Annotated in this window: 12 protein-coding genes and 1 riboswitch; of the genes, 8 read left to right on the forward strand and 4 right to left on the reverse strand. The window is 70.8% G+C overall.

The annotated features are described in order from the left end of the window. Window positions 1–123 precede the first annotated feature (123 nt). Window positions 124–615, forward strand: coding sequence for an Lrp/AsnC family transcriptional regulator (locus ACFC1R_RS04000; protein ID WP_375932217.1), 492 nt, complete (start codon window positions 124–126; stop codon window positions 613–615). Between the two features lie 201 nt (window positions 616–816). Here the strand turns inward: ACFC1R_RS04000 and ACFC1R_RS04005 are convergent, their stop codons facing one another. The 4 genes from ACFC1R_RS04005 to gcvT all read right to left on the reverse strand — a co-directional run bounded on the left by ACFC1R_RS04005 (window position 817) and on the right by gcvT (window position 5281). Next, a complete protein-coding gene (locus ACFC1R_RS04005) occupies window positions 817–2184 on the reverse strand; it encodes an L-serine ammonia-lyase (RefSeq protein WP_375932220.1) in 1368 nt (455 codons plus the stop codon). A 151-nt stretch (window positions 2185–2335) separates the two neighbouring features. Continuing rightward, entirely contained in the window at window positions 2336–3604 is a 1269-nt protein-coding gene (gene glyA, locus ACFC1R_RS04010) for a serine hydroxymethyltransferase (protein ID WP_375932223.1), read from the reverse strand. Between the two features lie 87 nt (window positions 3605–3691). Continuing rightward, complete coding sequence (gene gcvH / locus ACFC1R_RS04015; RefSeq protein ID WP_045302895.1) at window positions 3692–4066, reverse strand: glycine cleavage system protein GcvH; 375 nt, start codon at window positions 4064–4066, stop codon at window positions 3692–3694. A 96-nt stretch (window positions 4067–4162) separates the two neighbouring features. Then, window positions 4163–5281 (reverse strand): glycine cleavage system aminomethyltransferase GcvT, encoded by a 1119-nt coding sequence (gene gcvT / locus ACFC1R_RS04020; protein ID WP_375932226.1) that lies wholly within the window; start codon window positions 5279–5281, stop codon window positions 4163–4165. Between the two features lie 170 nt (window positions 5282–5451). Then, window positions 5452–5556, reverse strand: a riboswitch (glycine riboswitch). Window positions 5557–5785: 229 nt separating this feature from the next. Between gcvT and ACFC1R_RS04025 the strand changes: the two genes are divergently transcribed. The 7 genes from ACFC1R_RS04025 (at window position 5786) to ACFC1R_RS04055 (ending at window position 14337) form a co-directional block, all read left to right on the forward strand. Next, the gene (locus ACFC1R_RS04025) at window positions 5786–6574 is read left to right on the forward strand and encodes an enhanced serine sensitivity protein SseB C-terminal domain-containing protein (protein WP_375932229.1); all 789 of its coding nucleotides are present in this window, start codon (window positions 5786–5788) and stop codon (window positions 6572–6574) included. Between the two features lie 260 nt (window positions 6575–6834). Continuing rightward, entirely contained in the window at window positions 6835–7632 is a 798-nt protein-coding gene (locus ACFC1R_RS04030) for an enhanced serine sensitivity protein SseB C-terminal domain-containing protein (protein WP_375932232.1), read from the forward strand. Window positions 7633–8228: 596 nt separating this feature from the next. Continuing rightward, on the forward strand, window positions 8229–9218 hold the full coding sequence (locus tag ACFC1R_RS04035) for an ABC transporter permease (RefSeq protein WP_375932235.1): 990 nt from the start codon (window positions 8229–8231) through the stop codon (window positions 9216–9218). 54 nt (window positions 9219–9272) lie between these two features. Beyond that, window positions 9273–11033 carry an ABC transporter substrate-binding protein gene (locus tag ACFC1R_RS04040; protein WP_375932237.1) on the forward strand — a complete coding sequence of 587 codons (1761 nt, stop codon included), beginning with the start codon at window positions 9273–9275 and terminating at the stop codon, window positions 11031–11033. Window positions 11034–11142: 109 nt separating this feature from the next. Beyond that, complete coding sequence (locus tag ACFC1R_RS04045; RefSeq protein WP_375932240.1) at window positions 11143–12153, forward strand: ABC transporter permease; 1011 nt, start codon at window positions 11143–11145, stop codon at window positions 12151–12153. Further along, window positions 12150–13196, forward strand: a complete 1047-nt coding sequence (locus ACFC1R_RS04050; protein WP_375932243.1) for an ABC transporter ATP-binding protein — start codon at window positions 12150–12152, stop codon at window positions 13194–13196. Before ACFC1R_RS04045 ends, ACFC1R_RS04050 begins: the two co-directional genes overlap by 4 nt. A gap of 52 nt (window positions 13197–13248) precedes the next feature. Next, window positions 13249–14337: an ABC transporter ATP-binding protein gene (locus ACFC1R_RS04055; protein WP_375932246.1), complete on the forward strand. Its 1089-nt coding sequence runs from the start codon at window positions 13249–13251 to the stop codon at window positions 14335–14337. The last annotated feature ends 127 nt before the right edge of the window (window positions 14338–14464 follow it).

Genomic DNA, 14464 nt, shown 5'->3' on the forward strand with positions numbered 1-14464 from the left:
GCCGATCCGATCGACGGCCAGGATGGAACATCTGGCACCTGGGAGGGAAGCAATCGGCAGAAGATTCGGAATCATCGGGAAAACCCTTGCGAATCATCGGTACGAGCAGGGACCCTGAGTGTCGTGCCGAATATTCCGCAAGCCCGGCAGGCGCCCATCGACGACGTGGACCGGGCGATCCTGCGCATCCTCGCCGACAACGCCCGCACGCCGAACAACGCGCTCGCGGACGCGGTGGGCATCGCCCCCTCGACCTGTCTGGCCCGGGTGCGCGCACTGCGCGAGCGCGGGGTCATCCGCGCGTTCCGGGCCGAGATCGCGCCCGCCGCGATCGGGTTGCCGCTGCAGGCGATGATCTCGGTCCGGCTCCGGGCCCACACCCGTGAACAGAACGAGAGCTTCCGCGCCACGGCCCCCGACATGCCCGGCGTCGTGGCGGTGTTCCACATGGCCGGATCCGACGACTACCTGCTCCACGTCGCCCTCGCGCACCCCGACGCCCTGCGCGACTTCGTGGTGGACCACCTCACCACCCACCCGGCGGTGGCGCAGACCCGGACCAACCTGATCTTCGAGCAGATCGCCGGGCGCCGGCACCTGACCCCGGGCCTGTGACCACGGGGGCACCGCCCCTCGGTGCGAGGTCCTGCCGTCCGCCGTCGTACCCGGCCGAGCGGCGCAGGGGCCCGGTCCCGGCGCGGTCCGCCGGCCGCGCTGCCCGGCAGCCCGGCACAACGCCGAGTCCCTGGTCGGCGCGGTGCGGACCAGGGACTCGGAGGGTGCTTCGCGGCGGCCGTCAGGACACGGCCGGGCGCGCTAGCACTCGATGACGTTGACCGCGAGGCCGCCGCGCGAGGTCTCCTTGTACTTGATCTTCATGTCGGCGCCGGTCTCCTTCATGGTCTTGATCGCCTTGTCCAGGGAGACGTGGTGGCGGCCGTCGCCGCGCAGTGCCATCCGGGCGGCCGTGACGGCCTTGACCGAAGCCATGCCGTTGCGCTCGATGCACGGGATCTGCACCAGGCCGCCGACCGGGTCGCAGGTCAGGCCCAGGTTGTGCTCGATGCCGATCTCGGCGGCGTTCTCCACCTGCTCGGGGGTGCCCCCGAGGACCTCGGCCAGGCCGCCGGCCGCCATCGAGCAGGCCGAGCCGACCTCGCCCTGGCAGCCGACCTCGGCGCCGGAGATCGAGGCGTTCTCCTTGAAGAGCATGCCGATCGCACCTGCGGCCAGCAGGAAGCGGACGATGCCGTCGTCGTCGGCGCCCGGGATGAAGTTCAGGAAGTAGTGCAGTACGGCCGGGATGATGCCCGCCGCGCCGTTGGTCGGGGCGGTGACCACCCGCTGGCCCGACGCGTTCTCCTCGTTCACCGCCATCGCGTAGAGGGTGACCCACTCCATCGCGTTCGCCGGGCCGATGCCCTCGGCGCGCAGTGCCCGTGCCCCGGAGGCGGCGCGCCGCCGCACCTTGAGCCCGCCCGGCAGGATCCCCTCGCGGGACATGCCGGCGGAGACGCACTCCTGCATGACGTGCCAGATCTCCAGCAGCCCGGTCCGGATCTCGGCCTCGCTGCGCCAGGCCTTCTCGTTCTCCAGCATCAGGCCGGAGATGGACAGGCCGGTCTCCCGGGTCAGGCGCAGCAGCTCCTCGCCGGTGCGGAAGGGGTAGCGCAGCGCGGTGTCGTCCGGCTTGACCCGGTCCGCGCCGATCGCGTCCTCGTCCACCACGAAGCCGCCGCCGACCGAGTAGTACGTCTTCTCCAGCACCGGCACCCCGGCGCTGTCGTACGCGGCCAGGGTCATCCCGTTGGCGTGGTACGGCAGCGAGCGGCGGCGGTGCAGGATCAGCTGGCTGTCCGGGTCGAAGGCGATCTCGTGGTCGCCGAGCAGCCGCAGGCGCTTCTCGGTCTTTATCCGCTCCACGTCGAGGTCGGCCCGGTCGACGTCGACGGTGCGGGGCGAGTTGCCCTCCAGGCCGAGCAGGACGGCCTTGGGGGTGCCGTGGCCGTGGCCGGTGGCGCCGAGCGAGCCGAAGAGCTCGGCGCGGACGGCGGCGGTCTGGACCAGCTGACCCTCCGACTTCAGTCGACGGGCGAACATCCGGGCCGCCCGCATCGGGCCGACCGTGTGCGAGCTGGACGGCCCGATGCCGATGGAGAAGAGGTCGAAGACGCTGATGGCCACGGGGGACGTCCTTGTCTGGGCTTGTGGAAGGACTTGCAGGCGGAACATGGCAGGGGCACCGCGCCCACTGTCCAGTGTGCGCGGTGCCCCGGAATTCCAGGCGACGCGGCGGGGTGAGGCCGGTCACCCGGAGGGGAACTCCGGAGGAGGACTACAGCTCCGGGTAGAGCGGGTACTTCACGGCCAGCGCGGTGACGCGGGCCTTGAGCGCGGTGGCCTTCTCCTCGTCGAAGGCGGGCAGCAGCGCCTCGGCGATGATGTCGGCGACCTCGCGGAAGTCCTCGGCCGTGAAGCCGCGGGTGGCCAGCGCCGGGGTGCCGATGCGCAGGCCGGAGGTGACCATCGGCGGGCGCGGGTCGTTCGGGACGGCGTTGCGGTTGACCGTGATGCCGACCTCGTGCAGCCGGTCCTCGGCCTGCTGGCCGTCCAGCTGGCTGTTGCGCAGGTCGACCAGGACCAGGTGGACGTCGGTGCCACCGGAGAGCACCGAGACCCCGGCGTCCACGGTGTCCTGCTGGAGCAGGCGCTCCGCCAGGATCTTGGCGCCCTCCAGGGTGCGCTGCTGGCGCTCCTTGAACTCCTCCGAGGCGGCGACCTTGAAGGCCACGGCCTTGGCGGCGATCACGTGCTCCAGCGGGCCGCCCTGCTGGCCGGGGAAGACCGCGGAGTTGATCTTCTTGGCCCACTCGGCCTTGGAGAGGATCACACCGCCGCGCGGGCCGCCCAGGGTCTTGTGGGTGGTGGTGGTGACCACGTCCGCGTACGGGACCGGGGACGGGTGCAGGCCGGCGGCGACCAGACCGGCGAAGTGCGCCATGTCGACCATCAGCAGCGCGCCGACCTCGTCCGCGATGCGGCGGAACTCGGCGAAGTCCAGCTGGCGCGGGTAGGCGGACCAGCCGGCGATGATCAGCTTCGGCTGGTGCTCCTTGGCCAGGCGCTCGACCTCGGCCATGTCGACCAGGCCGGTCTTCTCGTCCACGTGGTACGCGGCCACGTTGTAGAGCTTGCCGGAGAAGTTGATCTTCATGCCGTGGGTCAGGTGGCCACCGTGGGCCAGGCTCAGGCCCAGGATGGTGTCGCCCGGCTGGATCAGCGCGAACATCGCGGCGGCGTTGGCCTGCGCGCCGGAGTGCGGCTGGACGTTGGCGTGCTCGGCGCCGAACAGCTCCTTGATCCGGTCGATGGCGATCTGCTCGACCACGTCGACGTGCTCGCAGCCGCCGTAGTAGCGCTTGCCGGGGTAGCCCTCGGCGTACTTGTTGGTCAGCACCGAGCCCTGGGCCTCCATGACCGCCACGGGGGCGAAGTTCTCGGAGGCGATCATTTCGAGGGTGGTCTGCTGGCGGTGCAGCTCGGCGTCGACCGCGGCGGCGATCTCGGGGTCGAGCGCGTGCAGGGACTGGTTCAGAACCGTCATGGAGATGGGTCTTCCTGTGGGGCGGGGCAGGGGACCAGGAGGAGGAGGGGCGGCCGCCGCGCCGCGGCCGCCCCGTGCATCAGTGGATCAGGCGCCGATGAAGGCGTCGTAACCCGCGGCGTCGAGCAGCTCGACGGTGTCGGTGACGCGGAGCTTGTAGAGCCAGGCACCCGTGAAGGGCTCGCTGTTGACCAGGGCCGGGTCGTCGATGACGGCCTGGTTGATCTCCACGATCTCGCCGGAGGCCGGGGTGAACAGGTCGCTGACCGACTTGGTGGACTCCAGCTCGCCGACCGACTCGCCCGCGGTCACGGTGGTGCCGACCTCGGGGAGCTGGACGTACACGATGTCACCGAGGGCGGTGGCGGCGTGCTCGGTGATGCCGACCGTGGACACGCCGTCCTCGGCGGCGGTCAGCCACTCGTGCTCCTTGCTGTACTGCAGGTGCGTGGGGTTGCTCATGGCGTCATTCTCCAGGATCGCAAGAGGGTAGGGCGAAGCCGTCCGCTGAACGGACCGGACAGGCGGGGATGGTGAGACGGGCGGCCGTCGGGAGGGTCAGCGGGCGCGCTTGTAGAAGGGCAGCGCGACGACCTCGACCGGCTCGTGCCTGCCGCGGACGTCCACCGCAACCGCGGTGCCGGGCACGGCGTTTGCCGCGTCCACGTACGCGATGGCGATCGGCTTGCCCAGGGTGGGGGAGGGGGCGCCGGAGGTGATCCGCCCGATCACGGTGCCCTCGGCGTCGACCACGTCGTACTCGGCGCGCGGCACCCGCTTGCCCTCGGAGACCAGGCCGACCAGCTTGCGCGGCGGGTTGGTCTCGGCCTCGGCGGCGGCCTGCTCCAGCGCCTTGCGGCCGACGAACTGCCCGTCGTTGCTGGTCTTGTCGAAGCGGACCACCCGGCCGAGCCCGGCGTCGAAGGGGGTCAGCTCGGTGGAGAGCTCGTGCCCGTACAGCGGCATGCCGGCCTCCAGGCGCAGGGTGTCCCGGCAGGACAGGCCGCACGGGAGAAGGCCCTTGTCGGCGCCGGCCGCGCTGAGCGCGGTCCACAGGTGCTCGGCGTCGGCGGGGGCGCAGAAGACCTCGAAGCCGTCCTCGCCGGTGTAGCCGGTGCGGGCCAGCCAGACCTGGCGGTCCGCCACGGTGGCGGGCAGCAGCGCGTAGTACTTGAGGCCGGGCAGGTCGGCGTCGGTGAGCGAGGCCAGGATGCCGTTCGCCTCCGGGCCCTGGACGGCGAGCAGCGCGTAGGCGTCCCGGTCGTCGCGGACCACGGCGTCGAAGGAGGCCGCGCGCTCGGTCAGCGCGTCCAGCACCACCTGGGCGTTGGAGGCGTTGGCGACCACCATGTACTCGTTCTCCGCGGTGCGGTAGACGATCAGGTCGTCCAGGATCCCGCCGTCCTCGCGGCAGATCATGGTGTAGCGGGCGCGCAGCACGCCGAGCGCGGAGATGAAGCCGACCAGCGCGTGGTCCAGCAGTTCACCGGCCTGCGGGCCGGAGACGGTGATCTCGCCCATGTGCGAGAGGTCGAAGAGACCGGCCTTGGTGCGGACCGCGACGTGCTCCTCGCGCTCGCTGCCGTAGCGCAGCGGCATGTCCCAGCCGGCGAAGTCGGTCATGGTCGCACCGAGGGAGCGGTGCAGGGCGTCGAGCGCGGTGTGACGGAGGGACACGGCGGAACTCCTTGGCTGGGCACTCAGGGGTGCCCGTGCTGCGTACGGGCACACGGGGGTGGAGTCTCCCCGTCTGTCGTCACAACCTGAGAGCTTCACCGCTAACCAAGGATGGCGGCTTGCACCGTGGGTGGGCGCACGGCGCGGCCGTGTCCACTTTCCAGATGTGCCTCGCCCGCGCGGTAGGGGTGCCTGAGAGATTCCGGGGAGGACTTGCTCCTTCGGCGCCGGCCCGTGCCCACGAGGGGCACTCCGGACTCTCCCGCGCGGGTTCGAACGGCCTGTATGAAGTTGGGCGCTGTGTATGAGCGCGCTCATCATGGCATGCCCGGCGGCCTCGCGGGGAGAGGGGTCGGACATCTCCTCCGCAGGCGGTGGCCGTTCACCCTTGTGCGCCGGGGCGCTCGGTGCCCGGCCCGGGTCCCGCTACCCTTCTCGCAGCGGCGGAGACCGGGCCGACCTGGTCAGGTCGGTGGGCCGGTCAGGTTGGAGGGGCAGGGGCGGATGAGCTACCCGGCGGGCGAGACGCAGGCATGGGCCGGGCCCGGTGCGGCCCCGACGGGCGGCGGCTGGCCCGCCAACGAGCTGGAGCAGGTGCTCACCGCCGCGCTCGGCGACCCCGGCGCGACCGCCAGGGTGGTCGAGGTGCTGGCGCGCAGCCAGGTGTGGATCCCGCTGCCGGCCGGTGCCGACCCGCAGGGCTCCTCGCTGGACCTGCCGACCATCGAACTGGCCGGTGCGCCCTATGTCCCGGTGTTCTCCTCGCAGGAGCTGTTCCTCCAGCACGCCCCGGGGATGCCGTTCGCTATTGCCCCGGTCTGGGAGTTCGCCCGGGGGCTGCCGCTGGGCATCGGCATCGCGGTCAACCCGGAGGCGCCGGTGGGCATCCCGATCCCGCCCGAGGGGGTCGCCGAACTCCGGCGCGGGCCGCAGGGCGAGCGCTGGCAGGGGCAGCCGGACGGGGCCAAGGTGGCGCTGCGCGAACCCGAGCCGTACGAGGAGCCGTACGCCTTCCTGGCCGCCGCCGCCGCCGAACTGGCCGCGCTGCCGGGCGTGTTGACGGCCCGCCGGGCGTGCGCCTCGGTGGAGGGGGACGCCCCGGTGCTCTTCGTCGGGGTGCAGTTCGACCCCGCCTGGCCGACCGATCCGGCCCAGGCGAACGAGGCCCTCGGCCGCGCCCTGGGAACCAGCCCGCTGCCCTTCGGCGTCCACCTGGTGCTGCTCGACCTGGTCGCCGACCCGGTGGTCGAGTGGCTGCTCACCCGGGTGCAGCCGTTCTACGTCCGGGGGTGACCGGCCGGTAGGGGACGGCGGTATGACGACTGTCGGCTCCGCCCCATAGGCTGCTGCCCGGCAGCGGCGTACGGTCGGGTGAGCGTGCCGCTGTCCGGAAGGGCCGCGGGCGACGGCGGCGGACGAGGACGCGGACGAGGACGGAGAGGGCCCGACGTGAGCGAGCAGGGCATCGGGGCACGGGCGCGGCGGATGCGCGCACCCGGCGTGCCCGGCGTACCCGGAGCGCTCGTCCGACGCGTCCGGCCGGAGGCAGGGGTATGAACGGCGGAGCGGCAGGCGGTGTTCCGGGCTGGGGTCCGCCCCCGGCCGGACGTCCCGCGGCCGACCCGGGGGCCATCGAGCGCGCCCTGCGCGAGGTCGCACCGGAGCGCTGGGAGGCGTACGAGGGTCTGCTGCGCGCCCTCGCGGACGGCCAGGTCTGGATGCTGCTCTGGCACGGCACCCCCGGCAGCCCCGACGCCCAGTACGGGAACATGGACATCGGCGGCCACGGCTACGCCCCCGCCGTCACCTCGCCCGAGCAGCTGGCCGCCAGCGGCTGGGCCCGCGCCCACGAGGTGATCTCCGGGCAGGAGATCGCCCACGCCCTGCACCGCGCCCGCTGGGGCCTGTGGCTCAACCCGCACGTGCCGGGCGGCGGGGTCGGCGTCCCCTGGGCCGACCTGCGCCGGATCGCGGCCGGACTGGACCGGCTGCCCGCCGGGCCGCTCCAGCTGGGCGAACCCCAGGTGCAGGCGCCGCAGTTCTACGCCGTGCTGGAGCAGCAGGCCGCCGAGGTGCGCCCGCTGCGCTCGCTGCGCCGGGCCTGGGTGCGGCCGGCCCTCGGTGAGCCGTACCTGGCCATCGGCCTCGACCTCTACGACACCTCGCCGCCGGCCGTCGAGGCGGCCCGGGCGCTGGTGCAGCGGGCGGCCACCCACGCACCCGAGGGCCTGGCGGTCTCCACCGTGCTGATGGCCGACGACTACGACCCGGTCGCGATGTGGCTGCGGGCCTGCGCACGGCCGTTCTTCGACCGCGACCACCCGGGCTGGCAGGCGTACCCGGCCCGTTAGCCGTGGAACGTACCAGGGCCGGTGGACAATCGCCGGCGGTATGTCAGTTCGGGCACGGCTGACCGCGTTTCCGTCGGATGTTTCGTCCGGGTGAAGAGCCTTATACGGAAAGATCCACGATGCATGCCCGCAGATCACAGTTGGGCATCCTTCGGTTGTCAGGGCTGGCGCAAGGCTGTCCGAATGACAGAGAGTCTGCGCAGTGCAGCTCGCGCCGACCGCCCCACAAGGGCGAATGCGCACGCCGTACCCATGATCCGCGCGATGTTCTTGCCGCGCGGATGCGCTCTTCCGCACCATCCGGGCACTGAACACCCCATGTGCGCCGGCGTATCGAACTTTGCACCGCAGCAGTCGACTTCGTAACGCCAGTAACGCAAGTAACGCCAGTAACGCCGTATCGCCGTACCACTGCACCGCCGTACCGCCGTACCGACGCACCGCAGCACCGCAACCGACGTACCGACGCACCGTTACCTAGCACCAGTCGCGCCAACCGGACCTCGCACGGTCCGGGCCCGGACCGGGCCCGGGACTTCGTGCCGCATCCGGAGCACCGTGGGCCGGCCACCGTCGGCGAGGGGACCCAACTGACCATGACCGCACCGAACGAGACCATCGACACCGAACCCGGTGCCGAGCCAGCCGCCCAGACGGTGAAGCAGATCGAGGGCCGCTCCCTCGGCCGGATCGCCTGGACCCGCTTCAAGCGGGACAAGGCGGCCGTGGCCGGTGGCATCGTGGTGATCCTGCTGATCCTGCTCGCCGTGCTGGCGAAGCCGATCGAGTCCGCCTTCGGTCTGGACCCCGACGCCCTCCACCAGGACCTGCTCGACGCCAACCTCGGCGGTCTGCCGATCGGCGACTGGGGCGGGATGAGTGCGGACCACCCGCTCGGCCTGGACCCGCTGCAGGGCCGTGACCTGCTCTCCCGCATCATCGAGGGCTCCTGGGTCTCGCTGCTGGTCGCCTTCGGCGCCACCGTGCTCTCCAACGCCATCGGCACCGTGCTCGGCGTCGTCGCCGGCTACTACGGCGGCTGGGTGGACACCGTGATCAGCCGGGTGATGGACACCTTCCTGGCCTTCCCGCTGCTGCTCTTCGCCATCGCGATCTCCGCCTCGCTGCAGGGCGGCGCCTTCGGACTGAACGGCCTGCCGCTGCACATCGCGGTGCTGATCTTCGTGATCGGTTTCTTCAACTGGCCCTACATGGGCCGGATCGTGCGCGGCCAGACCCTCTCGCTGCGCGAGCGCGAGTTCGTCGACGCGGCCCGCAGCCTGGGGGCCCGCGGCCCGTTCATCCTCTTCCGCGAGCTGCTCCCGAACCTGGTCGGCCCGATCTTGGTCTACTCGACCCTGCTGATCCCGACCAACATCCTCTTCGAGGCCGGGCTGAGCTTCCTCGGCGTCGGCATCCAGCCGCCCCAGGCGTCCTGGGGCGGGATGCTCAACGACGCGATCAAGTACTACCAGGTGGACCCGCAGTACATGGTGGTCCCCGGTCTGGCGATCTTCGTCACCGTTCTCGCCTTCAACCTGCTGGGCGACGGACTGCGCGACGCCCTCGATCCCAAGAGCAACTGACCTCACGTCGGACCACCTCAACTGACACCATTCACCAAGGGGTTGATCTCACCCATGCGCAGGTCCCGCACCGCCATGCTGACCGCGGCGGCCGCCGCGGCGGTCCTGGTCGTCACCGGCTGCTCCAGCGGCTCCAAGAGCGGCTCCGACTCGTCCTCGTCCTCCGGGGCCGGCGTCGACGCTGCCACCAAGGGGATCGTGAACGCCTCGGACAAGAAGGGGGGCACGGTCACCTACGAGATGCGCGGTACGCCGGACTCCTTCGACCCGGGCAACACCTACTACGCGTACATCTACAACTTCTCGCGCCTGTACGGCCGTCCGCTGACCACCTTCCAGCCGGCCGCCGGCGCGGACGGCAACAAGCTGGTGCCGGACCTCGCGGAGTCCCTCGGCAAGCCCAGCGCGGACGGTCTCACCTGGACCTACAAGCTGCGCGCCGGGCTGAAGTACGAGGACGGCACGCCGATCACCTCGAAGGACGTCAAGTACGCGGTCGAGCGCAGCAACTTCGCGCCGGAGGTCAACTCCAACGGCCCGGTGTACTTCAAGGACCTGCTGGTCGACAACCCGACCCCCTACGAGGGCCCTTACAAGGACAAGACCGGCGGTCTCAACTCGATCGAGACGCCGGACGACACCACGGTCGTCTTCCACCTGAAGCACCCGTTCGCCGACTTCGACTACCTGGTGAGCGCCCCACAGACGGTGCCCGTGCCGCAGGCCAAGGACACCGGTGCCGACTACGTCAAGCACGTGGTCTCCTCCGGCACCTACAAGTTCGAGTCGTACGAGGACGGCAAGCAGCTCACGCTGGTGCCGAACACCAACTGGGACCCGAAGTCCGACCCGATCCGCAAGCAGGTCGCGGACAAGATCGTGGTCAAGATGAACATCGACCAGGCCACCGTCGACCAGGACCTGCTGGCCGGCAACGCCCAGGTCGACCTGGCCGGCCTCGGTGTCGACCCGCAGACCCAGGCGAAGATCCTGCGGGACCAGAAGCTCAAGAGCCAGACCGACAACACCTACGGCGGCCGCCTGGTCTACACCGCGATCAACACCAAGGTCGCGCCGTTCGACAACCTCGACTGCCGCAAGGCCGTCCAGTACGCGATCGACAAGGTCTCGGTGCAGACCGCGCTCGGCGGGCCGATCCGCGGTTCCATCGCCAGCACGGTGCTGCCCCCGGACATCCCGGGCCACCAGGACTTCGACCTCTACGCCACCAAGGACAACAAGGGCGACGAGGCCAAGGCCAAGGACGCGCTGAAGGCCTGCGGCAAGCCGGACGGCTTCAGCACCACCATCATCGCCCGCAGCGAGCGCGCCCCCGAGGTGGCCGCCGCCACCTCGATCCAGGCCGCGCTGAAGAAGGTCGGCATCACCGTCGACATCCAGCAGTACCCGCAGGGCAAGTACTTCACCGACTACGCGGGCGTGCCGAAGTTCACCGACGACAAGAACGTCGGCCTGATCATGATGCAGTGGGGCGCCGACTGGCCGACCGGCTACGGCTTCCTGCAGCAGATCGTCGACGGCCGCGCGATCAAGGACTCGGGCAACAGCAACCTGGCCCAGCTGAACGACCCCGACATCAACAAGCTGCTCGACGACGCCGCGGTCAACACCGACCAGGCGGCCCGCGAGAAGGACTACGCGGCGATCGACAAGAAGACCATGGAGGACGCGGTCTACGTCCCGCTGACCTACTTCAAGGTCTTCCTGTACCGGCCGTCCAGCGCGACCAACGTCGCCTCCACCCCGGCGTTCTCGGGGCAGTACGACTACCTCAACATCGGCACCGACAAGTAAGAGCCTGGCTCCACACCACCGAAGGCAGGTGAAGGCAGCGGCACCCGCCGCCGCCCGGCCGTGACACCCACGGTCACGGGCGGCGGCGGGCCGCCGGAGCCGTCCAACTGTGTTTGCCTACATCATCCGCAGGACGTTTGCCGCCCTGGTGCTGCTGCTGGTCGTCAGTGCCGTCACCTTCGGCATCTTCTACCTGCTGCCGCGCATGGCCGGGGAGACCACCGACCAGCTCGCGGCCCAGTACATCGGGAAGAACCCCTCCCCGGAGGCGGTCGCCGCGATCAAGCAGAACCTCGGCTTCGACCAGCCGATCTACGTCCAGTACGGACGCTTCCTCAAGGGCCTGGTCGCCGGCGCGGAGTACAAGTTCGGCCCCGACGCGGCCACCTGCCACGTGCCCTGCTTCGGCTACTCCTTCAAGAACCACATGGAGGTCTGGCCGCAGATCAGCTCCCGGATCCCGGTCACGGTCTCGCTCGCCATCGGAGCCTCCGTGCTCTGGCTGCTCTCCGGCGTCGCCACCGGCGTGGTCTCCGCCCTCAAGCCCAAGTCGGTCTTCGACCGGCTCTCCATGGGCGTCGCGCTGGCCGGCGTCTCGCTGCCGATCTTCTTCACCGGCGCCCTGCTGCTGACCCTGTTCAGCTACCAGTGGCCGATCTTCGACAACCTGCAGTACGTCAACTTCACCGACGACCCGCTGATGTGGGCCCGCAACCTGGTCCTGCCGTGGATCTCGCTGGCCTTCCTCTACTCCGCGCTCTACGCCCGGCTCACCCGCGCCGGGATGATGGAGACGATGAGCGAGGACTACATCCGCACCGCCCGGGCCAAGGGCCTGGCCGAGCGCAAGGTGGTCGTCCGGCACGGGCTGCGCTCCGCGCTCACCCCGATCCTCACCATCTTCGGCATGGACCTGGGCCTGCTGCTCGGCGGGGCCCTGATCACCGAACAGGTCTTCTCGCTCCAGGGCGTCGGCTTCTACGCGGTCTCCGCGATCTCCGACAACGACCTGCCGAGGATCCTCGGCGTCACCCTGGTGGCCGCCTTCTTCGTCGTCATCTGCAACCTCCTGGTTGACCTCCTGTACGCCGCCGTCGACCCCCGTGTGAGGCTGTCGTGACCGACCTCGTGAAGCCTGCGGGCGAGCACTTCCTGTCCGTCCGCGACCTGCGGATCCACTTCGACACCGACGACGGCCTGGTCCGCTCGGTGGACGGGGTCAGCTTCGACCTGGAGCGCGGCAGGACGCTGGGCATCGTCGGCGAGTCCGGTTCCGGCAAGTCCGTCACCTCGCTCGGCATCATGGGCCTGCACCGCAGCAAGCGGGCCAGGATCACCGGCGAGATCTGGCTGGACGGCGAGGAACTGGTCGCCGCCGACCCCGACCGGGTCCGCAGGCTGCGCGGCCGGGCGATGTCGATGATCTTCCAGGACCCGCTGACCGCGATGCACCCGTACTACACCGTCGGGCAGCAGATCGTGGAGGCGTACCAGGTCCACCACCCCGAGGTGAAGAAGAAGGACGCGAAGAAGCGCGCCGTCGAGATGCTCGACCGGGTGGGGATCCCGCAGCCGGACAAGCGCGTCGACGACTACCCGCACCAGTTCTCCGGCGGCATGCGCCAGCGCGCGATGATCGCCATGGCCCTGGTCAACGACCCCTCGCTGCTGATCGCCGACGAGCCGACCACCGCGCTCGACGTCACCGTCCAGGCGCAGATCCTCGACCTGATCCGCGACCTGCAGCAGGAGTTCGGCTCGGCCGTCATCATCATCACCCACGACCTCGGCGTGGTGGCCGAGCTGGCCGACGACATCCTGGTGATGTACGGCGGCAAGCCGATCGAGAAGGGCCCGGCCGCCACCCTCTTCGAGGCGCCCGAACACCCCTACACCTGGGGCCTGCTGGGCTCGATGCCCCGGCTGGACCGCGAGCTCCAGGACCGGCTCACCCCGGTCAGGGGCACCCCGCCCAGTCTGATCAACGTGCCGTCCGGCTGCGCGTTCCACCCGCGCTGCCCGTACGCGGAGCTGACCGGCGGCAGGTCCCGCAGCGAACTCCCGGTGCTGACCGAGGCCGCCCCCGGGCACCTCGCCGCCTGCCACCTGCCGGCCGCCGAACGGCACCGGATCTTCGCCGAAGAGATCGCGCCCCGGCTGTGAGCCCGCACCGCCCCTCGCACCACCTCTCGCACCGCCCTCAGGAGAAACACCGATGACGGACAGTCAGAGCGCGACGATCCCCGCGCCCGCGCCGGCCTCCGATCGCGAGCCGCTGCTCAAGGTGACGGGCCTGACCAAGCACTTCCCGATCACCAAGGGCCTGCTGCGCCGGCAGACCGGTGCCGTCCGGGCCGTGGACGGGATCGACTTCACCGTGAACGCGGGGGAGACCCTCGGCGTGGTCGGCGAGTCCGGCTGCGGCAAGTCCACGATGGGCCGGCTGGTCACCAGACTGGCCGAACCGACCGGCGGGACCATCGAGTTCGAGGGCACGGACATCACCCACCTCGGGGTGGGCGCGATGCGGCCGCTGCGCCGGGACATCCAGATGATCTTCCAGGACCCGTACTCCTCGCTGAACCCCCGGCACACCGTCGGCACCATCGTCGGCGCGCCGTTCCGGCTCCAGAAGGTGCAGACCGAGCACGGGACCAAGCGGGCCGTCCAGGACCTGCTGGAACTCTGCGGGCTGAGCCCCGAGCACTACAACCGCTACCCGCACGAGTTCTCCGGCGGCCAGCGCCAGCGGATCGGCATCGCCCGCGCGCTCGCACTCAAGCCCAAGATGATCGTCGCGGACGAGCCGGTCTCCGCGCTGGACGTCTCGATCCAGGCGCAGGTGGTCAACCTGCTGGACGACCTCCAGCAGGAGCTGGGCCTGACCTACCTGATCATCGCGCACGACCTCTCGGTGGTCCGGCACGTCTCGGACCGGGTCGCGGTGATGTACCTGGGCAAGATCGTCGAGATCGCCGACCGCGACTCGCTGTACCGGGCCCCGATGCACCCGTACACCAAGGCCCTGATGTCGGCCGTCCCGGTGCCCGACCCCCGCCGCAAGGAACGCCGCGAGCGCATCCTGCTGACCGGCGACGTGCCCTCGCCGATCAACCCGCCCAGCGGCTGCCGCTTCCGCACCCGCTGCTGGAAGGCCCAGGACGTCTGTGCCGAGGAGGAGCCGCCCCTGGTGGCGGCGGTGGCGGGGCACCAGGTGGCCTGCCACTTCCCCGAGGGCCGGCAGGGCCCCGAGGACGAGCAGCGCCCCGAGGGCCGGCGGGGCCCGGAGAACCCGGAGGGCTGACCGGGCGCCGAGGGCGCTGCCGGGTGGCCCCTCGCGGGCGCGGGGGCCCGGCCCGGCCGGCCGCGTACGGGATGGGCCCGTCGCCGCCGCGGGGCGCCCGCGCCGGGTGGTCGGCCGGGCGGAGCCC

Origin of the sequence: Kitasatospora sp. NPDC056138 (genome assembly GCF_042264695.1) — a bacterium.
GTDB lineage: Bacteria > Actinomycetota > Actinomycetes > Streptomycetales > Streptomycetaceae > Kitasatospora.